Raw genomic sequence first — 22,080 nt, forward strand, 5'->3', positions numbered from 1 at the left:
GCGTGCGCCGCCCTCCCCGATCGGGGAGGGCGGCGGTTTAATCAGGGGGAAAAGACGTCAAGCCGCGGGCGCAGCCCCGGCGTCCTTGCCCGGCGTCGCTTTCTTGCGCGGCGCCAACACCATGATCATCTGGCGACCTTCCAGCTTCGGCATGGATTCAACCAAGGCCAGCTCGGTCAGGTCGTCGCGCACTCGCTCAAGCACCCGCATGCCCAATTCCTGGTGGGCCATTTCCCGGCCCCGGAAGCGCAGCGTGACTTTCGCCTTGTCGCCCTCTTCCAGAAAGCGGCGCAGGTTGCGCAGCTTGACCTGGTAATCACCCTCGTCGGTCGCGGGACGGAATTTCACTTCCTTGACCTGGATGACCTTCTGCTTGGAACGGGCTTCGGCCTGGCGTTTCTGTTCCTGGTACTTGAACTTGCCATAGTCCATCAGGCGGCAGACAGGGGGATCGGCATTGGGGGCGATCTCCACCAGGTCCACGTCATTCTGCTCGGACAACCGGAACGCGTCGGCGATCTTGACGATGCCTAGCTGTTCTCCTTCCAGACCTATCAGGCGCACCTCGGGGACACGGATCTCACCGTTGATGCGATTGGCTTTTTCAGTGGCGATGTTGACAACTCCTAAAACGTTGAAAAACCTGCGAAAAATGGACCCGGCGGGAATCAGGCGGCGACGTCGCGCCGTGCGGACACATCCGTCGCCAGGCGGCTGATGAAGTCCTCGAGCTTGATGGCGCCCAGTTCCAGACCGCCCCGGCCGCGCACGGCGACCGTACCGGCCTCCCGTTCTTTCTCGCCTACGACAAGAATATAGGGGATCTTTTGCAGACTGTGCTCTCGGATTTTATAAGTGATTTTTTCACCACGCAAATCCGACTCAACCCTAAAGCCTTGTTTTTTCAGGGTTTGTGCAATTTGGGCCGCATAATCGGCCGACGGCTCGGAGATACAGCACACCACGGCCTGCACCGGCGCGAGCCAGGGCGGCATGGCGCCGGCGTGGTTTTCGATCAACATTCCGATGAAACGCTCCAGCGAGCCCAGGATGGCCCGGTGCAGCATGACCGGCGGCTTGCGCTGGTCGTCGGCGTCGACGTATTCCGCGCCCAGGCGCACCGGCATCGAGAAATCGACCTGGATCGTGCCGCACTGCCAGTGGCGGCCGATGGCGTCCTTCAGCGTGTATTCGATCTTCGGACCGTAGAACGCGCCCTCGCCCGGAGAGATCTCGAACGCGCAGCCGGTGCGCTCCAGGCTGTCCATCAAGGCCTTCTCGGCGGCGTCCCACGTCGCGTCGGAACCGATGCGCTTCTCCGGCCGCGTGGCCACCTTGTACAGCACTTCCGTAAAACCGAAGTCCTGGTAGACCTTCTGCAGGAGCGCCGTAAAGGCGGCGCATTCGTCCTGCAACTGGTCCTCGGTGCAGAAAATGTGGCCGTCGTCCTGCGTGAAACCGCGCACGCGCATCATGCCGTGCAGCGAACCGGAGGGCTCGTTGCGATGGCACTGGCCGAATTCGCCGTAGCGCAGCGGCAGGTCGCGGTAGGAATGCAGGCCGGCGTTGTAAATCTGCACGTGGCCCGGGCAGTTCATGGGCTTCAGGCCGTAGACGCGGTTCTCGGACTCCGTCGTGAACATGTTTTCACGATAGTTGTCCCAGTGGCCCGTTTTCTTCCACAGGGAAATGTCCAGGATCTGCGGCGCCTTGACTTCCTGGTAACCGTTGTCGCGATAGACCGCGCGCATGTACTGCTCGACCTGCTGCCAGAGCTGCCAGCCCTTGGGATGCCAGAAGATCAGGCCCGGCGCCTCGTCCTGGAAGTGGAACAGGTCCAGTTCGCGGCCCAGCTTGCGGTGGTCGCGCTTTTCGGCCTCTTCCAGCATGTGCAGGTAGGCGTCCTGTTCTTCCTTGGTCGCCCAGGCCGTGCCGTAGATACGCTGCAGCATCTCGTTCTTGCTGTCGCCGCGCCAGTAGGCGCCCGCCACCTTCATCAGCTTGAAGACCTTCAGCTTGCCCGTCGACGGCACGTGCGGTCCGCGGCACAGGTCGACGAAGTCGCCTTCGCGGTACAGGCTGAGGACTTCATTGGACGGGATCGAGGCGATGATCTCGGCCTTGTAGTTCTCGCCGATGCTCTTGAAATAGGCCACGGCGTCGTCGCGCGTCCATTCCTCGCGCGTCACGACCTCGTCCTTGCGCGCCAGTTCGGCCATCTTTTTCTCGATGGCCTGCAGGTCTTCCGGCGTAAAGGGACGCTTGTACGAGAAGTCGTAGTAGAAACCGTTGTCGATCACCGGGCCGATGGTGACCTGCGCATCGGGGAACAGCGACTTGACCGCGTACGCCAGCAAGTGCGCCGTGGAGTGGCGGATCAGGTCCAGGCCGTCGGCGTCCTTGGCGGTGACGATGCCCAGCTCGGCGTCGCCGTCGATGCGATAGGACGTATCGACCAGGCGCGGCTTTTCGCCGTTGCGGGCCACGCGGCCGCCCAGGGCGGCGCGCGCCAGGCCCGCGCCGATCGACTGCGCCACCTCGGCCACCGTGACGGGCCCGGGAAACTCGCGGCGGGAACCGTCGGGCAAGGTAATCTGAACCATTTGAAGCTTCCTGATGTATGAAATGAAAAACGCGGCTATCGGCCGCGTTTTCTTTGTCTGGCGCCGCCAACCCCGACCTGCGGGCTGGCCACGAACCTACCTAAGTCGCAGCATGTCAGCATGGACTCAAGGTCGTAGTTCGGGCATATCGTGGAGACATTCGACAACTCGTCGCAAGGGTGGGATCGGCCGGCTGGCGCGGAGCCGATCGGTTCAAAGTGATTTTCGAATTGTATCACCCCTGGCGGCGGGCTGGCACGGGGCGCGGAAGGAATGGGGATGGCATGTAGGACTGGTCCTGTTTTTGCGCGGTTGCCGCCGACAAGCCGCCTGGGGTCCTTAAACTGCCATCCAGCCCCGCCCACGCAAGGAAACGCATGGTCTTCGCGTACAGCCGCCCCGGTATCCGCTCCGCCTTGTCCAGGTATCTCCTCGGCGAGGAAGTCGTCCGCCGCTATGTCCTCAGTGCCCGCCCCCGCCACCGCATCCGTGTTTCCATCCTGGACGACCATCCCATCGTCGGCCTGGGCATGGCCGCTTTCCTGCGCCACCAGGCGGATTTCGAGGTCGTCCAGGCCGAAACCTCGGCGCTGCGCTTCCTGGAAACGCTGAAGGAATCTCCCTGCGACGTCGCCATCGTCGACTTCTACCTGCCGCGCGAGCCTTCGGACGGGGTCGATTTCATCAGGCGGCTGCGCCGGCAGCATCCCGACCTGATCATCATCACCTTCTCCGGCGGCAAGGTGGAGGACACCCAGTACGCGGCCTACAAGGCGGGCGCCAACGGCTACGTGCCGAAGGGGGAGCGCCTGCTTTGCGTCGCGGAAATGATCCGCAAGTCCATCGGCGCCCCGCGCACCTTCCACGCCTGCAGCCAGGGCCGGTTGCACGCGTTCAAGCCGCCGCGGCCGGACCCCCGGCTCACCACGGCCGAGGCCGAAATCCTGCGCAACATGGCGCTGGGCCTTTCGGTCACGCAGATCTCCGGCAAGCTGCTGCGCAGCAAGAAGACCGTCAGCACGCACAAGCGGCGCGCCATGAAAAAGCTGGCGCTGGCCAACGACCTGGCGCTGGCGCTGTACCTGAAGGAAAAATTCGCGCGATCGGCGGAGATGGCCTGAACATGCCCTCCCGCCCCCTGCCGACCGCGCCGCCGCCCGCCTTCGGACAGCGGCTGGAACGCTGTCCGAAAGCGCCGGAATCGCGCCCGTTTCCCCTCTCCGCAAGCAGGCGCCCAGCAGAGGGCGGAAAGAAGGAGATGACAATTTGACTGAACTTCGCTACAATAGCCGACACGTTGCCATCTGTTTTCATCTGTCCGGGTTTCTTGCATCACCCGTCCGGGCGTAGCAATACGCTCCCGCGCCAGCCAAGGCCAGCGCGGTCATGACCTGACGAACACGCGAACAGACGAACATTTGGCAGTCCCGACGATCGGCGGCGCATCGGATGCTTTCTTCTACTCGCGCTGCCATTTGGCCAAAACAACGGCATTTCGCCTTGTCTTGCGCCGCCCCTCCGGAATGCCCGGCCTCACGTGCCGCGCTTCCACCTTCAGGGTCCCGCCCACTTCGGTGACGCACGGACCCACCGCGCGTCCGCCGGTGTTCCTGCCGGCCATGGCGTGCATACGCAATGCTTTTGCACTGTCGCGGGCCTGGCCTGGCGCCCTGCTGCTGCCGGTCTCCGCCCGCTTGTCATTTCCCGTGCTCACAGCGCTTCACCGCGTTGCGGACGCGGGCTGGGAGAGTCATGCTGAAAACCAACTCCACCGCGCGCGCCCTGGCCGGAACGGCCTGCATCCTGGCGCTGCTCGCCGGCCTGGCGGCCTGGATCGGGCCGGACTTCATCCGCCAGCAGCGCGGCCGCCTGCTCTACGACGCCGCCGACCATCTGCGGCTGGTGGGCATATCGATGGTCCTGGCGCTCGCGACCGGGCTGCCGGCCGGCGTCGCCCTGAGCCGTCCCGGCATGCGCCGCTGGTCCGACCGCCTGATGCAGATCTTCAACATCGGCAACACCGTCCCTTCGCTGGCGGTGCTGGCGCTGGCCCTGGCGGCGCTGGGCATCGGCGAAAGACCCGCCATCCTGGCCCTGTGGCTCGCCTCGCTCCTGCCCATCGTGCGCAATACCACCGAAGGCCTGCGCGGCGTGTCGCCGGCGCTGATCGAAGCGGCGCGCGGCATCGGCATGACGCCGGCGCAGCGGCTGTTCCAGGTCGAGCTGCCCAATGCCCTGCCCGTGATCCTGGCAGGCGTGCGCATCAGCCTGGTGATCAACGTGGGAACGGTGCCGCTGTCCTTCCTGATCGGCGCCAACAGCCTGGGCGAGCTCATCTTCCCGGGAATCTATCTGAACGACCAGCCGCTGCTGCTGCTGGGCGCCGCCGCCACCGCCGTCATGGCGCTGGCGCTCGACGCGCTGTTCGCGGCGGGCGGCGCCCTGTACCTGCGCAAGCGCGGCATGGGCCGCTGAGCGGCCTGAATCAAGGAGAACCGATGTCGAACGAACACCACGCCCGCCGCCGGCTGCCGCCGCGCGCGCCTGCACGGAAGCACGCGGCGCCCCGCCTCGCCACCGCCGCGCGCGGACTTGCGCGGCGCCTGGGCGCCGTGCTGCTGGCCGCGGGCCTGCTGCTGGCCTGGCAAGCCCCGGCCCGGGCCGACGCGCCCTTGCGCGTCGGCGGCAAGAACTTCACCGAGCAATTGATCCTGTCCTCCATGACCGCGCAGTACCTGCGCGCCAAGGGCTACGCCACCGACCTCACCACCGGCCTGGGCAGCACGCTCATGCGCCAGGCGCTGGAGAACGGCCAACTGGACGTGGTCTGGGACTACACCGGCACCGCGCTGGTGGTGTTCAACCACGTCCAGGAAAAGCTGAACGCCGAACAGAGCTATGAGCGGGTCAAGACGCTCGATGCGAAGAAGGGCCTGGTCTGGCTGCGGGCATCCACCGTCAACAACACCTACGCGCTGGCCATGCCGCACGAGCGGGCCGAAGCCACCGGCATCACCACCCTGTCGCAGTACGCGAAGATGGTGCGCGACACGCCGGAAAAGCGCCATCCCTTCGCCGTCGACATGGAGTTCGCCGCGCGGCCCGACGGCCTGGAACCTCTGAAAAAGGCCTATGACCTGCCCCTGACCCGGCGCGACATCATCCAGCTCGATCCCGGGCTGGTCTACACCGCCCTGCGCAACAACCAGGTCGACACCGGCCTGGTGTACACCACGGACGGGCGCGTCAAGGGCTTCGGCCTGGTGCTGTTGCGCGACGACCTGAATTACTTCCCGGCCTACAACGCGGCGCCGGTGGTGCGCGAGGAAATCCTGCGCGCCCACCCCAAGCTGGCCGAGCAACTGAATGCCCTGGCCGCCCAACTCGACAACGCCGCCATGACCGAAATGAACTACCAGGTCGACATCGGCCAGCGCCCGGTGGACCAGGTGGCCACCGATTTCCTGCGCCAGCACGGCCTGATCTGAGGGAGCGCCATGAACATCCTCGACTATCTATCGCAAACCTGGCCGTCGCTGCTGAGCCTGGCGGGCCAGCACCTGGCCCTGGTGGGCGCGGCGGTGGGCTGCGCCATCGTCTGCGGCATTCCGCTGGGCATACTGATCGTGCGCGTGCGCTGGCTGGCCACGCCCCTGCTGGGCCTGGCCACGGTGATACTGACCCTGCCTTCCATCGCGCTGTTCGGCCTGATGATTCCCATCTTCAGCCACTTCGGCCACGCCCTGGGCTACGTGCCGGCCGTCACCGCCGTCTTTCTCTATTCCCTGCTGCCCATCATGCGCAACACCTACGTCGCGCTGGCGAACGTCGATCCCGGCATCCGCGAAGCCGCGCGCGGCATCGGCATGACGCCCTGGCAGCGCCTGCGCATGGTGGAGCTGCCGCTGGCGACGCCCGTCATCATCGGCGGCGTGCGCACCGCCGTGGTCATGAACATCGGTGTGGCCACCATCTCCGCGCTGATCGGCGCCGGCGGCCTCGGCGTGCTGATCCTGCAAGCCATCAGCCAGAGCAATATGAGCAAGCTCGCCATCGGCGCGGTCCTGGTCAGCGTGCTCGCCATCGCCGCCGATACCTGCCTGCAATGGCTGCAGCGCGCCCTCACCCCGAAAGGAGTCCGCACATGATAGAACTCGACCAACTCAGCAAATCGTTCACGCAGAAGGACGGTCACGTGGTCAAGGCCGTGGACCGCGTCAGCCTGACCGTGCCGCGCGGCGAAATCTGCGTCTTCCTCGGTCCCTCCGGCTGCGGCAAGACCACGACCCTGAAGATGATCAACCGCCTGATCCCGCCGACCTCGGGCCGCGTGCTGATCGAAGGCGAGGACACGGCCTCGCTGGACGCCGTCAGCCTGCGCCGCAAGATCGGCTACGTGATCCAGCAGATCGGCCTGTTTCCCAACATGACCATCGAACAGAACATCACGGTCGTGCCGCGCCTGATGGGCTGGGACAAGCAGCGCTGCCGCGAGCGCGCGCGCGAGCTGCTGGCCATGGTCAAGCTGGACCCGGGCAAGATGATGAACCGCTATCCGCGCGAGCTCTCCGGCGGCCAGCAGCAGCGCGTGGGCGTGATCCGCGCCCTGGCCGCGGACGCGCCGGTGCTGTTGATGGACGAACCCTTCGGCGCGGTCGACCCGATCAACCGCGAAAGCATCCAGAACGAGTTCTTCCAGATGCAGCGCGAGCTGAAGAAGACGGTCATCATGGTCTCGCACGATATCGACGAGGCCATCAAGCTGGGCGACCGCGTGGCGGTGTTCCGCGCCGGACGGCTGGTGCAGTTCGATCACCCCGATGCGCTGCTGGCGCACCCGGCGGACGATTTCGTGCAGGCCTTCGTCGGCCACGACAACACGCTCAAGCGCCTGCTGCTGGTGCGCGCGGGCGACGCCGCCAGCCTGCCGCCCTGCGGCACGCCGGAGATGGCCATGTCGCAGGCCTACGGGGTAATGGACGAGGCCGACGTGCGCTACATGCCGATCCTGGACGCGGGGGGACGGGCCCTGGGCTACATCACCCGGCGCGACGCGCGCGAGGCGATGCGCGCGAACGACCGCCCCTGCGGCGAATCGCTGCGCGCCTTCACCGTCACCGCGGCGGTCGACGAGCACCTGCGCATCGTGCTGTCGCGCATGTACCAGCACAACACCAGTTGGCTGCCGGTGCTCGACGCCGACGGCGTGTACCTGGGCGAAGTGACGCAGGAATCGATCGCGGGGTACCTGAGTTCAGGCAAGTCGCGGGGATTCGGGACCGCGGCGCCGGCGCAGGCACAGGCCGTGGCCGCCTGAGCGGCGCGGCCGACGCATCCAGGCAACGCTTCCCCCTTCCAGAGACACCCCCGGAGACACCCCGGAGACACCCTCTTTCCAAGTTCCCGGTATGCTTCCGCTGCGCGGGCAGATCGGGAGCGTCCGCGCACGCCCTTTTTTGCCGCCGGGCAGCCCCAAGGCATAAACGCCCCCTTGGGGGCAGCAAGCGGCGTGAGCCGCGCGGCGTGGGGTTTTTTACATGAGCTCCCCAACACCCCTACCTCGTAAAAATAATGGACGTAAAAACGAAAGGTAAGTCTCTCCGCCTGCTCGCCGGTGCCGTCGTCATCGCGCTGCTGGCGCTCATCGCCATCATCGGCTCCTGGTACCAGGTCGACCAGGGCGAACGGGCCGTCGTGCTGCGCAACGGCCGCCTGGTGGACGTCGCCGAGCCCGGCCTGCACCTGAAGGTTCCCGTCATCGACACCACCGTCAACGTTTCCGTCCGCGATCACACATCGACCTTCGACAAGGTCGAGTCCTATAGCGCCGACCAGCAGCCGGCCGACATCCGCATCTCCGTCACGTACCGGGTGCCCGACTCGCGGGTCGGCGACCTCTATTCCCAATACGGCTCGCTGGACAACCTGCAGAACCGCGTGCTCATGCCGCGCACCTACGACCAGATCAAGAAGGTCTTCGGCCGCTATACGGCCGTCTCGGCGATCCAGGACCGCGCCAAGCTGGGCGTGGACGTGACCAGCTCGATACGCGAGGCGCTGCGCGACGAACCGGTCACCATCGTGGGCGTGCAACTGGAGGACATCTCCTTCTCCCGGACCTACGTGCAATCGATCGAGCAGCGCATGCTGGCGCAGGTGCAGATCGAGACCACCCGCCAGCAGAAGGAAACCGCGACCATCAACGCCGAAATCCAGGTCGTCCAGGCGCAGGCCGAGGCCGACGCCAAGCGCGCCGGCTACAAGGCCGAGGCCGACGGCATCGCCATGCGCGGGGAAGCCGAGGCCAAGGCCATCGAGGCGCGCGCCAAGGCCCTGGCCGCCAATACCAACCTCGTCCAGCTCAACGCCGTGGACAAATGGGACGGCAAGCTGCCCAGCACGCAGGTGCCGGGCGCGGCGCTGCCCTTCATCGGCGTGAAGTAAGCGGCGAGGAACAAGGACGGCAGGCAGGCACGGCTATCTGGCATGGCTGTTCCGGGTGAAATGCCCGGTACAATGCCGCGCCATGAAATATGCTGTACTGCTTTGCCTGTCCGTCCTTTCCCTCCCCGTCCACGCCGCCGATACGGCGCTCGTCACCCGCAAGACCGCGGTGGGCCACCGCGATTTCCGCAAGGCCAAGGAAGTGCTGCCGGCCGTCTACCAGGGCCATGAGCGCGAGTACTACTGTGGCTGCGCCTACGCCGGCAAGCACGTCGATCTCGCTTCCTGCGGCTACAAGACGCGCACGAACCTGGCGCGCGCGGAACGCATCGAGTGGGAGCACATCGTGCCCGCGTGGGTGATCGGCCACCAGCGCCAGTGCTGGCAGGACGCGGACAAACGCGGCGGAGGCCGGAAGAACTGCGGCAAGAACGATGCGGGCTACCGCAAGGCCGAAGGCGATCTCGTCAATCTCGTGCCCTCGGTGGGCGAAGTCAACGGCGACCGCCAGAACTTCCCCTATTCGCAATGGACCTCGGGCAAGGTGAACATGTATGGCCAGTGCCAGACGGCCGTGGATTTCAAGCACCGCATCGTGCAGCCGCGCCCTGAAATCCGCGGCGAGATCTCGCGCATCCAGATGTACATGGCGGCCACGTACGGGTTGAAGCTGAGCCGGCAGGACAAGCAGTTGTTCTGCGCGTGGTCCCGGCAGTATCCGGTCAGCGCCTGGGAGCAGGAGCGCAACCGCCGTATCGCCGCCCTGCAAGGCGCCGGCAACCGCTTCGTCGCCGACGCCGCGGCGCGCGACGCATTCTGCCGCTGAAGGCGGGTCGCCGTTCGCTAGGCGGCGATGGCCCCGCCGCCATCGACATAGACGGTGGAACCGCTCATGTAGGGGTTGGCCATGAAGGCAAGCACCTGCGTGGCGACGTCCCCGGGCGTGCCCACGCGGCCGACCGGCAGCTTCTGCGCGGCGCCGTCGAACATGGCCTTGCGCCGGTCGCCCTCCAGCGTGTCGTACATCTCGGTCATGACCAGGCCCGGCGAGACGCAGTTCACCCGCACCGGCGCGAACTCCAGCGCCAGGCCGCGCGTCAGCCCTTCCAGCCCCGCGTTGATCGCGCCCTGGATGGCGGCGCCCGCCTTGGGTCGCACCGAAAGAAATCCGGAGGTCAGCGTCAGCGAGCCGCCCGCCGCGATCCGGGCCGCGCGGGCCAGCCGGTAGGCGCCCCAGAACTTGGAGTCGAAGGAAGCGTAGGCGTCCTCCAGCGGCAACTCGCGCACGGCCGCCACCTTGGTGCGGGCGGCCGAGCAGGACACATGGTCGAAGGGATCATGCCGGGCGAAGAAGCCTTCGAGCGCGACCGCGTCGCCCGTGTCCAGGCTGGCCCCGCGCGCCGCGCCGTCCAGCCTCGCCAGAGCTGTCTCTACCCGCTCCAGGGAGCGCGAAGCGATGGTCACCCGCGCGCCCGCCGCCAGCGCCGCCTGGGCCACCCCGAAACCGATGCCGGAAGATCCGCCCAGCACCAACACCGTCTTGCCGTTCAATGTCATCGCGTCGTTTCCTTTCAGGTTCGTCCGTCACGATTTGCCGTCGCGCATAGCGCGCGGAACGGGCAATCGCCGTGAGCGCAGCGTTCATCCCGCTTACGGCGCAGGCCTTACAGGCTGTCCACCACGCCGCCGTCGACCCTCAAGGCCGCGCCCGTGGTGGCGGAGGCCTGCGGGGAGCAGGCATAGACGATGAGATGGGCGACTTCCTCGACGCTGGCCGGACGCTGGATGATCGAGGACGGCCGCTGCGCCATCACGAAGTCCTTGCCGACTTCCTCCAGCGACTTGCCGGTCTTGTCCACCTCGCCTTGCAGCATGGCCGCCACCCCTTCGGACAAGGTGGGCCCCGGCAGCACCGAGTTGACCGTGACGCCGGTGCCCGCCATGCGCTTGGCCAGCCCGCGCGCGACGGCGGTGCAGGCGGTCTTGGTCATGCCGTAGTGGATCATGTCCGCGGGGATGTTGAAGGCCGATTCCGAGGACAGGAAGACCACCCTTCCCCAGCCCTTGGCCCGCATGCCCGGCAGATACGCGCGCGACAGGCGCACGCCCGACATCACGTTGACCTCGAAGAAGCGGGTCCATTCGCTGTCGGGCGTGTCGAAGAAGTCCTGCGGACCGAAGATGCCGACGTTGTTGACCAGGATGTCGCAGGCCGGATGCGCGGCGACCAGCGCATCGCAGCCTTGCGCCGTGCCCAGGTCGCCGGTGAAGCCGGCCACGCTGGCGCCGGGGACGGCGGCCTTCACCGCCGCGATGGCGGCGTCCACGTCCTGCTGCTTGCGGCCGTTGACGACGACGGTCGCGCCGCAGGCCGCCAGGCCCTTGGCGCTCGCCAGCCCGATTCCCTTGGTCGAGCCGCTGACGATGGCGGTCTTGCCGCTAAGGTCTATCTTCATGAAATCTCCTGGTTCAGGCAACGCGACGGCCGTCATCGACGTCGATGACGGCGCCATTGCGTTGACAAAGCTGTTTCCGGCACGGACGGCGCGGCGCGCGCCTCATGCACCTCATGCACCTCATGCGCTTCGGGCGCCTCGTGCGCCACTTGCCCACGCGACCGTCGGGCAGGCCATCAATGACCTGGGCGGAGCAGGTCGTGGGCTGTCGCTCATGCCGGCCTTTGTGAATTTATAAGATGAACGATGAATAAGAACAATTGCCGCATAATTGGATTCTTAATTCACTTTATGAGAACAAGTACGCCGTGGACCTGTTTTCGCACCTGCGCGACCTCATCGCCATCGCCGACCATGGCAGCCTCGCCGCCGCGGCGAAGGCGCGGGGCGTCGCGCCCTCGGCGGTGACGGCCAGCCTGCAACGCCTGGAGGCGCACGTGGGGGCAAAGCTGGTCCTGCGCTCCACGCGGGGCCTGTCGATGACCCCGGAGGGCGAGCGCTTCCTCCTCCAATGCCGGCGCATCGTCGGCGACCTGGAGGAAGCCATCGACCAGGTGGCCGAGGCGGGGCGGCTGAAGGGAACGATCCGGCTGACCTGCATCAACGATTTCGGGCGCGCCGCGCTGTCGGGGCTGATCGACGGATTCCAGGCCCGCCATCCGGAGGTGAAATTCGAGCTGGCCCTGGGCGACGAGGTGATGAACATCGTCGAGAACGGCTACGACCTGGCCATCCGCACGGGACCGCTGGCGGATTCCCGGCTGCATGCGCGGCTCATCCTGCACGCGGGCCGCTCGGTGTGCGCGTCGCCCGCCTACTGGGCGCGCCACGGGAAACCGGCGCGGCCGGAGGACCTGGCGCGGCATAACTGCCTGGTGCTGTCGCGCCAGGGCGATCCGCAGCGTATCTGGCGGTTCCGGGATGGCGCCGGGGAAATCGCCGTGCAGGTCTCGGGCAACCGCACCGCCAACGATGGGGGGCTGCTGCGGCAGTGGGCCATCGCGGGCGCGGGCGTGGTGCTGAAGTCGGACTACGACGTCGCCGGCGACCTCCAGGCCGGACGCCTGGAGGCGGCGCTGGAGGCATACCGGCAAACCGACGTGAACCTGTATGCCGTCCACGCGGCCGGACGCCAGCCGCCGCGCCGGGTGGCCGCCTTCGTCGACTACCTGGCGGCGATGTTGCCGGACTGACGGGCGGCTCGTCGTCCGCCCGGCTCAGCCCGCCACCGGCGTGTTGAGCAGTTGCTGCTCCCAAAGATACGCGATGCCGCTGCCGCTGAAGTGCTGGATGAGAATCTCGGTCAGCGCCTCGACATGCTCGGTGCGCGCCCAATCGCGTTGCCATTCGCCGGCGAGCGCCATCACGGTCATCACGTTCGCGCCGGCGGCGATCATTCGCTGGACGGCGACTTCGTGGGACTCCTTCGAAATCCCGCCCGAAGCGTCGGTGATCACGGTCACGTCCCAGCCTTCGCCGGCGGCCTGGATGACAGGCATGGCGACGCAGACCTCGGTCCACAGGCCGGCGATGATCAACTGCTTGCGGCCGGTCGCCTTGACGACGTTCACCACATTCTCGTCCTGCCAGGTGTTCACCCAGGTGCGATCGATGACTTCCTGGTCCGGAAATACGTCGGTGATCTGCCTGAAAAGCAGTCCGCCGCGCGCCGCGATCACGCTGGTGAGGATGGTCGGAACATCGAAGGCTTTTGCCAGCTTCGCCAGCGCGGTCGTGTTGTTGACCACGGCTTGCGGATCGTGGCTGTTCAAGTTCGCGAGCTGATAGGGCTGGTGATCGATCAGAACGAGCACCGAGTCTTCGGGGCGGAGAAGCGAATCGAGGCCATTTCGAAAAGTCATGCGCATTTCCTTTGTTGCCGGTTGGGAGAAGGATGGGTCTTCAGGTTTTCAGGATCAGTCCTTCGCTTGCCTCGGCGCCCTCCCGGTTGAATCCGCGGAAGAGGCCGGTCGGCACATCGAGGAAGAACTGCGCGCGATTGCGCAATCGAGTCGAGTCTTGGCAGCATTGTGCTGGCCTCATTTCCGGCACGGTAGTCGCACGCCGCGACGAGGTGTGTTGCGAGAAGTGGAACGCGCGATGCATATCGCGCCTGCGGGATAACGAGCGCAACGCCCTGGCGTATGGTCAATGTCCCTGCGTTCGATACCGCATTACCATTCCCTGACCACCCATGTTGCGGAGAAAGGAACCCGGAATGGACATCGAAGCGCTACGGACATTCGTGGAAGTCGCCGATGCGGGAGGCGTTTCGCCTGCCGCGCTTCGGCTAGGGCTGCCCAAGTCGATCGTCAGCCGCCGGCTCGCGCGGCTCGAAGCGGAAATCGGCATCCAGTTGCTTGCACGATCCACCCGCGGGGCTGCCTTGACGGAGGCCGGCGCCACGTTTCGCGACCATGCAGCCCGGGCATGCGTCGAGATCGACACCGCCAGGGAGACGCTCCTGCCCGCCGGCGACCTTTGCGGCCGCTTGCGCATTGCCGCGCCGATTTCTCTCGGCCCGACCCACTTCGCTCCGGTGCTCGCGGAGTTCGCGCGACGCCATCCGCAGCTCCATATCCATACTTCCTACAGCGATCGCTTCGTCGACCTCATCGCCGAGGGGTTCGATTGCGCAATCAGGGTAGGCACGCTCCAGGACTCGAACCTGATCGCAAGGCGTGTCGGACCGCTCTTCGGGAAGTTCGTCGCGAGCCCGGACTATGTAAGAACGCATGGATCCCCGGAAACGCCACAGGAACTGCTCACCCATCAGGCCCTCATGCAGGGCACGGAATCCTGGCAACTTTTGGATGGCAAGAAAGTCGTCACCATCCATCCACAGGGACGATTCAAGGCCGACAGCGGCTTGGCGCTCGCCGTCGCCGCGGTGGCCGGCCTGGGCGTCGCAGCGCTCCCCGATTACCTGATCGATGGGCACATAGCGTCGGGGGCGCTCGTTACCGTCATGAAACGCTATCCGCCTCCGCCGGCAGGCATCTATGTCATCCGCCCGCCAGGCCAGCATCCGGCGCGGAAAGTACGGGTGCTGACCGAACTGCTGGTTGAATGCCTGGAGCAGGATCCAAACCCTGCGAGCATTTCCCCTGCCTAGACGGTGGGTCGGCTTCCAGCAGGCCAGCGGCAAAAAAACGCGGCCCCGCGCGAGAAGACACGGGGCCGCGATACTGCATCGAGAGGACATCCAGAACTGCGTCCCCGCCTCTCGCCGGGGAAACCCGCCAGGCCAGCCTACCTGGCGAGCCGGACTTCTGTTCGGGCCGCGTGCGCTATCGCGGCGGATTCATATGGACGGCGCCTTCGCCATCCATCGGTCGCGGCTTGAACCAGCGGCCAGGCGCTTCGGCGATCAGCCCTGGAACGGGACGTTGTCCAGGTCGCTGATGGCGGTGCCGGATTGCGGCGCGGCTTGCGCGGCGACTTCAGCACGCGACACGCCGGAATCGGCTTGCGCGGTGAAGGGGGCGTTGTCGACGTCGCTGTTGGCGACCAGGCCTTCGTTGCGGGCCTTTTGCAGTTCGGCCTGCACCTGGGCGCGGCTGGTCGAGTTGTCGGCCTGGCCGTAGACGCCTTGGAAAGGCAGGGTGTCGATGCTGCTGCCGACGGGGCCCGCGGCTTGGGCGGCACCGATCAGGGCAAACGAAACAATCAGCGAGGTAGCGATGGTCTTCATGGCAGTTCTCCTAGTCCTTGTCAGTGGGAACGAACCTGGCCGGGCGATTCCGGGGGTCTGTTGCTGTTCCCGATGACTGAATTCTCCGCTTCCAAGGACTAGGGATAAACCCGATATCAACTAAATGACTTTTCCATTTAATGAAGTAATCGTATGTTTATATAAATAAATCTGTGCGATTACGGGATTACAGGCTAAGCCGCCGGCCGCTTCGCTACTCCCCTGCTCCGGCCCTCGTCAATCGATCCGCGCCCCCGCGTCCTTGACCACCTTCGACCATTTGGCGGTCTCCGCCCCCACGAAGCCGGCCAACTGGCCCGCCGCCAGGCTGCCCGCGCCTTCGAGCCCCAGCGCCGTCAACTGTTTGCGCACCTCCGCCTCCCGCAGGACGTCGGCGGCCGCGCCGATCAGCTTCTGCCTGACGTCGCCCTCCAGGCCCGCGGGACCCGCCAGCATGAACCAGGCGGTCAGGTCGAAACCGGGATACCCCGATTCGCCCATCGTCGGCACGTCGGGGGCGGCCCCGGAACGGCGGGCGCTGCTCGCGGCCAGGGCGCGCATCTTGCCGCTCCTGATGTACGGCAGCACGGCGGCGGGATGGTAGAACATGAAATCCACTTGCCCGCCGAGCACCGCGGCCAGCGCCTGCCCGCCCTCCTTGAACGGAATGTGGGTCATCTGGATCCCGGCCATGGACTTGAGCAGTTCGCCCGCCAGGTGCCCCGAGGTCCCGTTGCCCGCCGAGCCGAACGATAGCTTGTCCGGGTGCGTCTTCGCGTACGCGACCAATTCCGCCAGCGTCTTGTAGGGCGCGTCGGCGCGCACCACCAGCAGCGTCGGCGTATAGCCGGGCATGGACAGATAGGAGAAGTCCCGCTCCGGCGAATACGACAGCGCCGGATACAGGGCGGGATTGATCGACAGCGTGCCCACCGTTCCCAGGGTCAACGTATAGCCATCCTTCCTGGACTTGGCCACGTAGTCGGTGCCGATACTGCCGCCGGCGCCGGGCCGGTTCTCGACGATGAAAGGCTGGCCCAGCTTCCTGGACAGGGCCTCGCCCAGGACGCGGGCCACCAGGTCGGTGGACGTCCCGCCCGCGAAGGGCACGATCAGGCGCACCGGATGATCGGGATAACGCTCGGCGGCGCCGGCGGTGGCGCAGCCGAGCGCCGTCGCCAGCGTCACTAGCGCCATCAAGGCCTGGAATAGTTTTTTCATGATGTCTCCTCCTGGTTTTTTTAGTTGGTGGATAAGGCGCGCGCGGCCAGCTCCCGCCGTATGACGTCGTTGTGTTCGCCCAGCAAGGGCGGCGCGCTTACCGTTAGCGGGCGCTGCCCGTCGAAGGAGACGGGACTGCGCACGGTCGTGAATTCGCCGAGGACGGGGTGGCGCCCCTTCACCGCGATCTGCAGATGCCGGGCCTGCGGATCCTCCAACGCCTCGCTGGTGTCGTACATCGGGGCATGCGGAACGTCCTCGGCTTGCAGACGCCGGCACCACTCATCGCGCGCATGCGCCTTGAAGCGCTCGCCGAGCAAGGCCATGATGCTTTCCTGGTTCCGGATCCGCGCCTCTCGCGTGGCATAGCGTTCGTCCGCGAGCAGGCCGGGCATGCCGATGGCGTTGGCCAGGCCCTGCCAGAATTTCTCGGGCGACGACATGTGCAACGCCACCCACTTTCCGTCGCCGCACGCCACCACGTAGGACTGCGACACGCTGGGCCGGCTATAGGGCCCCATGACCTCGCCCTCCGCGAAATAATGCGTGAATGCGTCGAGATTGAAATGGCTCATGGCTTCGAGCATGGACACTTCGACCTTGCGGCCCACGCCGGTACGCTCGCGCTCGTATAGCGCGCCGAGGATGCCGTAGGCCGCGTAATAACCCGTCAGCGCATCGGCGATGGCCGGCCCGACCACGCGCGGATTGCCCGGGTTGATCAAGAGCCCGAGGAATCCGCTGGCCGCCTGCGCCACCGTATCGTAGGCCGGACGGCCGGCCGCCGGGCCGCTCGCCCCGAAACCGCTGATGGCGCAATAAATCAGGCGAGGATTGATCTCGCGCAGCCGCGCCTCGCCCGCGCCCAGCCGTTCGGCGGCGCCGGGCCGAAAGTTCTGGATATAGACGTCGGCGCCGCGGATGAGGTCATCGAACAGCGCCAGGTCGCCGGGCTGCTTGGGATTGAGCGTAATGCTGCGCTTGTTGCGGTTATAGGTCTGGAAATGCGGACTGTAGAGGCCCCCGCGGAACGCGCGGAAGGGATCGCCGGTCTCCGGCTGCTCCACCTTGACGACGTCCGCGCCGAGGTCCGCCAGCATCATGCCCGCCGCCGGCCCCGTGATGAACGTCCCCTGCTCGATGACGCGCACGCCCTTCAATACTTCGATCATGCCTCTCTCCCTGACTGGCCGCGCATCACTGCCCGGCCTTGAAACCCTCGGGCAACGCCCCGGTATAGACCAGTTCGCGCGTCGCCTGATAAGACAAGGCGAAACCGATGCCATGACTCAACTCCTCGCACAGATGCGCGATCAGCCCGCCGGTGCGCGCCAGGATGGGCACGCCCCGCAGCCCATCCAGCGGGAACCCCACGCCCAGCAGCACGGCGGGGATGGCGGCGGACACGTTGAGCTTGAGCTGCTTGCCGACGACCTCGGGAATCACCCGCTCGACGGCGTCGGCCAGTCGCGTATAGACCAGGTCCGCGCCCTCCCTGGCCGCCACGTCGAACAAGGCCTGCACGCGAGGATCGCGCGTCTTGTGCTGGGGATGGCCATATCCGGGAATGGCGCGGCCGGCCTGGCGATAGTCGCGAACCACCGTCGCCGCGGCGGCGTCGTCGGACTGCCCTTGCTCGACCAGCGCGCGGATCTCCGCCAGCATGCGGCCGGCATTCTCCGACGCGCCGAGGATGACCGACCCACATCCCAGGATGCCCGCCGCCACGGCGCCCTGCATCGCGTCGGGCGCGGCCGCCAGCGTCATGCGGCTGGCCTGCACGCTGGGCACCAGGCCATGGTCGGCGATCGCCACCAGCGTGGCGTCGACCACGGCGGTCTGCGCGGCGGTCGGGCGCCGTCCCGTCACCAGGAAATAGAAGTATTCGGTGAAGGACAGCTTGCCGATGAGTTCCTTGCTCAGGTCCTTGCCGCGGACCACGATCGTTTCCGAGTTGGACGTGCTGATGGCCGTGCGGGGAACGGTTTCCTTGCCGATGATCATGTCGATTCCGTGAAAGGGAAAAAGCGGGAGCGGGACGATGCCCGGCGCTTGCCGACGCCGGCATGGCATTGGATAGCCAAGCCCGCGGAGCACAGTCTAGAGATGCGCATAGCCGATAAACAGTGATAAATTTCTGTGGAAACAATCGATGGCATCGATTATTTTTCCCATAGACCATCGACATCGGGACTTGAAAACACGACCATGGAATTGCGCCACCTGCGGTATTTCGAAGCGTTGGCCAAGACGCTCAGCTTCACCAAGGCGGCCGACAGCGTGCACGTCACGCAGTCCACGTTGTCCCATCAAATCCGCCAGTTAGAAGAAGAATTGGGACAGCCGCTCTTCGACCGCATCGGCAAGCGGGTATCCATGACCGAAGCCGGTGAGACCCTGCTGCTGAAGATCAGCCCCGCGCTGCGCCAGGTCGACGCCGCGATCCACGCCATTCGCGATGCCGGCGCGTCCGTGTCGGGCGAGGTTCGGGTGGGCACCACGCAGAGCTTCAATATCCGCCTGGTGCCGAAGTGCGTGGCGGAATGCCTGACGCGCTATCCGTCGGTGCGCGTCGTCGTCGAGGAACTGCCGGCGCTGCAGATCATCGACCGGCTGCATGCCGGCAGCCTGGACCTCGGGATCTCCTATCGTCCGGACGTTGCGCACGACCTGTGGTTCGAACAGCTCTACACCGAGGAAATGCGGCTCGTGGTGGGCCTCGAACACCCCATGGCCCATCGGCGCCGGGTGCGGATGACCGAACTGCACGGCGTGCGCATTGCCCTGTTCTCGCGCCAGTTTTCCACCCGCCAGCTAATCGACGACTGTTTCCAGGCGGCGGGCGCCGAGCCGCTGGTCATAGCCGAATTCAATTCGATCGGCGCCATGCTGGAGGTGGCGCGCCATACCGACGTCGCGGCCATCGTCGGCGCCAGCGCCGACACCGGCGATCCCGGACTGCGCTTCCTGCCCCTGGAAGACCCGACGCCCCTGCGCACGCCGGGCCTGTTATGGCGGCGCGGCATTCCCAGGCCGGTCAGCGTGAAGTACTTTGCCAGCATGATCCGCCGCGGCGTCGGCAAGGGCCTCTAGTATCCCCGCCGGGACGCTAGCCATCCACCAGTTGCTCGACCAGCAATTTCGCCGCCGCCGGCAAGGCGCCGAAGTCCCGGGCGACGATCTCCAAGGGCCGGAACGCCCACGGCTCATCGAGCGGCACCTTGACCAGGTTGGCGTCCTTGCGCCCGATCGCGATCTCGGGAAGCAGCCCCACGCCCATTCCCGCGGCCACCATATTGCGCACGGCCTCGAAGCTGGTCACCTGGATGCGCAGCCGCAAACGCCTGCCGCTCGCCGCCGCGGCCCGTTGGCTGAGCGTGAATATCGACGCCCCGTCCTGCATTCCCACGAAGTTCTCGTCCAGGACATCCTCGAAGCGCAAACTCGTGCGCCTGGCGAAACGATGGCGCGCCGGCACGACGACGAACAGCCTGTCCACCCGATAGGGCCTGCAAGCCAGATGCGCCACCGGCTCGGTCAGCGCGCAAATGCCGAAGTCCACCGTTCCGTTCTCGACCATGCGAAGCACGAGGTCGCTGGTCTTCTCGATCAAGTCGATGCGGATCGCCGCATTGGCCGACAAGAAGCTTTGCAGCGCCCGCGGCAGGTAGTACGCCATCGCGGTGAGATTGACCGACATCCGGACATGGCCGCGCACGCCCATCGTGTACTCGTGCAACTCGCCTTCCGCCTGCGCTATCTGCTCGAAGATCCGCCGCGCGTGCCGATATAGCGTCTGTCCCGCCGGCGTGGGCCGCACGCCCCGGCTGTGGCGGGCAAACAGGGCCACGCCGGCGTCCTGCTCCAACTCCGAGACGCGGCGGCTGACGGCCGAAGCCACGATATGCGTCGCCTGCGCCGCCGCCGCGATACTGCCCTGCTCCACGACAGCGGCGAACACGCGTAGGGAATCGACATCGAAGCGCATGGTTTTCTTCCTCTTGCACAAGACACGGGATTGAACGCCGGCCGGCGCCGCCATCTCGTATCGAGATGCCTGGATTGCCAAAAAAGAAATGGCGCGCGGTCGGCGCGAACGTTAGCATTTTGCTCTCGAGACAGGCCCGAAAATCCCAAAAAAGCATAATTCCGCGGTTTCAGGGCAATGAAAACAAAGACCAAAGAAACGCCGGCCGAGCCCCATCCCCCCACCATCCAGCCTTGCCATTCCGAGATGCCTGGGGCTCTCCGGGAGAGAACGCGCGCGCCGCGCCTGTCAGAAAAACGAAGAAAACCCCGTGTAGGAGAACTGGATGCAATCCGCAAAATCCTTGAACGCCGCGCCGGCATCGTGGCGCGCGAACCTGACCCCCAAACATTGGCGTACGCTGAACGGCGCCTTCCTCGGATGGATCTTCGATGGCTACGAAGCGCTGGCGCTGATCGTCATCCTGCCCGCCCTCATGCAATCCGTGCTCACTCCCGAGCAAGCCGGCTCGCGCCCTGTCTTCGCCGGCCTGGTCATCGGCATCACGCTGCTGGGCTGGGGCGTCGGCGGCCTGATCGGTGGCACCATGGCCGACTACGTGGGCCGCAAGCGCATGATGATGTGGTCGGTCTTCCTGTATGCCGTCCTCACCGGCTTTACGGCTTTCGTACATGACGTCTGGCAGTTGAGCGCGCTGCGCTTCGTCACCGGCCTGGCCATGGGCAGCGAATGGAGCACCGGCATCGCGCTGGTCGCGGAGACCTGGCCCAAGGAAGCCCGTTCCAAAGGGGCGGGCTTCCTGCAGTCCGGATTCGGATGGGGGACGCTCTTCGCCGCGGTTATCTGGTATCTGTTGGGCGAGTTCAATCCACTGGGCGCCGACAACTGGCGCATCATGTTCCTGGTGGGCGCGCTGCCGGCCTTCTTCGTCCTGTACCTGCGCCGCGGCGTCGATGAGTCCGAGGCATGGATCGAAGCCGTCAAGAACAAGCAGTGGGGCGCGACGGCGGGCGCCACGGCGCATACGGCGTCCGGCAAACGTCCTTTCACCCTCAAGCAGATCTTCTCCGAACGCGAGGCCGCGAAGCGCATCGTCCTGGCCACCATCCTGTCCATCGTGACCATCGTCGGCTGGTGGGCCGTATCGAGCTGGCTACCCGTCTACACCGGCGCGCTGGCCGCCGCCGGCCACGTCGCCAATCCCGCGCACTGGATCTCCGCCATCAACATCACCTATACCGTCGGCGCGATCGTGGCCTATATGGCGTCGGGTTTCATCATCGACGCCATCGGCCGCCGCTGGTTCCTCTTCCTGACCTTCGCGGGTTCCCTGCTTACCACCGTGTTGGCATATGCATGGGTGGATACGGTGCAGGGCATGCAAGTGGTGGCGCCGATCAACGGTTTCTTCACCCTGGGCTGTGCGTTTGCCTGGCTGGCCATCTATCCGGCGGAACTCTTCACCGCGTCGGTCCGGTCGACGTCGGTAAGCTTCGTCTTCAACTCGGCGCGCCTGATCGCCTGGGTCTTTCCCATCCTGTCCGGCACGCTGATCAAATCCTTCGGCGGCGTCGCGCAGGCGGCCCTGATCTTCGGTTCCGTCTATATCCTGGGCATGATCGTGCCCTGGTTCATGCCGGAAACCAACGGCCAGGACCTGCCGGAGTGACATCG

21 protein-coding genes and 1 pseudogene are annotated in these 22,080 nt (G+C 65.9%); 11 read left to right on the forward strand and 11 right to left on the reverse strand.

Features of this window, described 5'->3' with window-relative positions; genetic code table 11:
* Positions 1 to 57 precede the first annotated feature (57 nt).
* Positions 58 to 654, reverse strand: coding sequence for a translation initiation factor IF-3 (gene infC, locus CAL29_RS18280; protein WP_256977850.1), 597 nt, complete (start codon positions 652 to 654; stop codon positions 58 to 60).
* Positions 655 to 668: 14 nt separating this feature from the next.
* Positions 669 to 2,603 (reverse strand): threonine--tRNA ligase, encoded by a 1,935-nt coding sequence (gene thrS, locus CAL29_RS18285; RefSeq protein ID WP_094854488.1) that lies wholly within the window; start codon positions 2,601 to 2,603, stop codon positions 669 to 671.
* Positions 2,604 to 2,980: 377 nt separating this feature from the next.
* Between thrS and CAL29_RS18290 the strand changes: the two genes are divergently transcribed.
* The 7 genes from CAL29_RS18290 to CAL29_RS18320 all read left to right on the forward strand — a co-directional run bounded on the left by CAL29_RS18290 (position 2,981) and on the right by CAL29_RS18320 (position 9,873).
* Complete coding sequence (locus tag CAL29_RS18290; protein WP_094854489.1) at positions 2,981 to 3,724, forward strand: response regulator transcription factor; 744 nt, start codon at positions 2,981 to 2,983, stop codon at positions 3,722 to 3,724.
* Positions 3,725 to 4,355: 631 nt separating this feature from the next.
* A complete protein-coding gene (locus CAL29_RS18295; RefSeq protein ID WP_094854490.1) occupies positions 4,356 to 5,078 on the forward strand; it encodes an ABC transporter permease in 723 nt (240 codons plus the stop codon).
* Between the two features lie 23 nt (positions 5,079 to 5,101).
* Positions 5,102 to 6,091 (forward strand): glycine betaine ABC transporter substrate-binding protein, encoded by a 990-nt coding sequence (locus CAL29_RS18300; protein ID WP_094854491.1) that lies wholly within the window; start codon positions 5,102 to 5,104, stop codon positions 6,089 to 6,091.
* Positions 6,092 to 6,100: 9 nt separating this feature from the next.
* Positions 6,101 to 6,751 (forward strand): ABC transporter permease, encoded by a 651-nt coding sequence (locus CAL29_RS18305; protein WP_094854492.1) that lies wholly within the window; start codon positions 6,101 to 6,103, stop codon positions 6,749 to 6,751.
* Positions 6,748 to 7,920 (forward strand): ABC transporter ATP-binding protein, encoded by a 1,173-nt coding sequence (locus CAL29_RS18310; protein ID WP_094854493.1) that lies wholly within the window; start codon positions 6,748 to 6,750, stop codon positions 7,918 to 7,920. Before CAL29_RS18305 ends, CAL29_RS18310 begins: the two co-directional genes overlap by 4 nt.
* Before the next feature lie 254 nt (positions 7,921 to 8,174).
* On the forward strand, positions 8,175 to 9,047 hold the full coding sequence (locus CAL29_RS18315) for a prohibitin family protein (RefSeq protein ID WP_094854494.1): 873 nt from the start codon (positions 8,175 to 8,177) through the stop codon (positions 9,045 to 9,047).
* An 82-nt stretch (positions 9,048 to 9,129) separates the two neighbouring features.
* Complete coding sequence (locus CAL29_RS18320; RefSeq protein ID WP_094854495.1) at positions 9,130 to 9,873, forward strand: endonuclease; 744 nt, start codon at positions 9,130 to 9,132, stop codon at positions 9,871 to 9,873.
* A gap of 17 nt (positions 9,874 to 9,890) precedes the next feature.
* Here the strand turns inward: CAL29_RS18320 and CAL29_RS18325 are convergent, their stop codons facing one another.
* Entirely contained in the window at positions 9,891 to 10,604 is a 714-nt protein-coding gene (locus tag CAL29_RS18325) for an SDR family oxidoreductase (protein WP_094854496.1), read from the reverse strand.
* 107 nt (positions 10,605 to 10,711) lie between these two features.
* Positions 10,712 to 11,503, reverse strand: a complete 792-nt coding sequence (locus CAL29_RS18330) for an SDR family NAD(P)-dependent oxidoreductase (protein WP_094854497.1) — start codon at positions 11,501 to 11,503, stop codon at positions 10,712 to 10,714.
* 308 nt (positions 11,504 to 11,811) lie between these two features.
* Between CAL29_RS18330 and CAL29_RS18335 the strand changes: the two genes are divergently transcribed.
* On the forward strand, positions 11,812 to 12,696 hold the full coding sequence (locus CAL29_RS18335; RefSeq protein ID WP_094854498.1) for a LysR family transcriptional regulator: 885 nt from the start codon (positions 11,812 to 11,814) through the stop codon (positions 12,694 to 12,696).
* 24 nt (positions 12,697 to 12,720) lie between these two features.
* On the opposite strand, the gene CAL29_RS18340 is transcribed toward CAL29_RS18335, so the two are convergent.
* The gene (locus CAL29_RS18340; protein WP_094854499.1) at positions 12,721 to 13,365 is read right to left on the reverse strand and encodes a hydrolase; all 645 of its coding nucleotides are present in this window, start codon (positions 13,363 to 13,365) and stop codon (positions 12,721 to 12,723) included.
* Between the two features lie 52 nt (positions 13,366 to 13,417).
* A pseudogene (locus tag CAL29_RS32060) lies at positions 13,418 to 13,504 on the reverse strand (alpha/beta fold hydrolase); the annotation flags it as partial.
* A 217-nt stretch (positions 13,505 to 13,721) separates the two neighbouring features.
* Here CAL29_RS32060 and CAL29_RS18350 point away from each other — a divergent pair.
* On the forward strand, positions 13,722 to 14,618 hold the full coding sequence (locus CAL29_RS18350; RefSeq protein WP_094854500.1) for a LysR family transcriptional regulator: 897 nt from the start codon (positions 13,722 to 13,724) through the stop codon (positions 14,616 to 14,618).
* 255 nt (positions 14,619 to 14,873) lie between these two features.
* Here the strand turns inward: CAL29_RS18350 and CAL29_RS18355 are convergent, their stop codons facing one another.
* From CAL29_RS18355 to CAL29_RS18370, 4 genes are all read right to left on the reverse strand, one after another.
* On the reverse strand, positions 14,874 to 15,197 hold the full coding sequence (locus tag CAL29_RS18355) for a DUF4148 domain-containing protein (protein WP_094854501.1): 324 nt from the start codon (positions 15,195 to 15,197) through the stop codon (positions 14,874 to 14,876).
* Between the two features lie 237 nt (positions 15,198 to 15,434).
* The gene (locus CAL29_RS18360; protein ID WP_094854502.1) at positions 15,435 to 16,418 is read right to left on the reverse strand and encodes a Bug family tripartite tricarboxylate transporter substrate binding protein; all 984 of its coding nucleotides are present in this window, start codon (positions 16,416 to 16,418) and stop codon (positions 15,435 to 15,437) included.
* Positions 16,419 to 16,438: 20 nt separating this feature from the next.
* Positions 16,439 to 17,590 carry a CaiB/BaiF CoA transferase family protein gene (locus tag CAL29_RS18365; protein WP_094854503.1) on the reverse strand — a complete coding sequence of 384 codons (1,152 nt, stop codon included), beginning with the start codon at positions 17,588 to 17,590 and terminating at the stop codon, positions 16,439 to 16,441.
* A 25-nt stretch (positions 17,591 to 17,615) separates the two neighbouring features.
* On the reverse strand, positions 17,616 to 18,422 hold the full coding sequence (locus tag CAL29_RS18370) for a citryl-CoA lyase (RefSeq protein ID WP_094854504.1): 807 nt from the start codon (positions 18,420 to 18,422) through the stop codon (positions 17,616 to 17,618).
* 204 nt (positions 18,423 to 18,626) lie between these two features.
* Here CAL29_RS18370 and CAL29_RS18375 point away from each other — a divergent pair, with 204 nt between their 5' ends.
* Entirely contained in the window at positions 18,627 to 19,511 is an 885-nt protein-coding gene (locus CAL29_RS18375; protein ID WP_094854505.1) for a LysR substrate-binding domain-containing protein, read from the forward strand.
* Positions 19,512 to 19,527: 16 nt separating this feature from the next.
* Here CAL29_RS18375 and CAL29_RS18380 read toward each other — a convergent pair whose 3' ends face one another.
* Complete coding sequence (locus CAL29_RS18380) at positions 19,528 to 20,406, reverse strand: LysR family transcriptional regulator (RefSeq protein ID WP_094854506.1); 879 nt, start codon at positions 20,404 to 20,406, stop codon at positions 19,528 to 19,530.
* A 325-nt stretch (positions 20,407 to 20,731) separates the two neighbouring features.
* Here CAL29_RS18380 and CAL29_RS18385 point away from each other — a divergent pair, with 325 nt between their 5' ends.
* Positions 20,732 to 22,075: an MFS transporter gene (locus CAL29_RS18385; protein ID WP_094854507.1), complete on the forward strand. Its 1,344-nt coding sequence runs from the start codon at positions 20,732 to 20,734 to the stop codon at positions 22,073 to 22,075.
* Positions 22,076 to 22,080 lie beyond the last annotated feature (5 nt).

Source organism: Bordetella genomosp. 10 (assembly GCF_002261225.1).
GTDB lineage: Bacteria > Pseudomonadota > Gammaproteobacteria > Burkholderiales > Burkholderiaceae_B > Bordetella_C.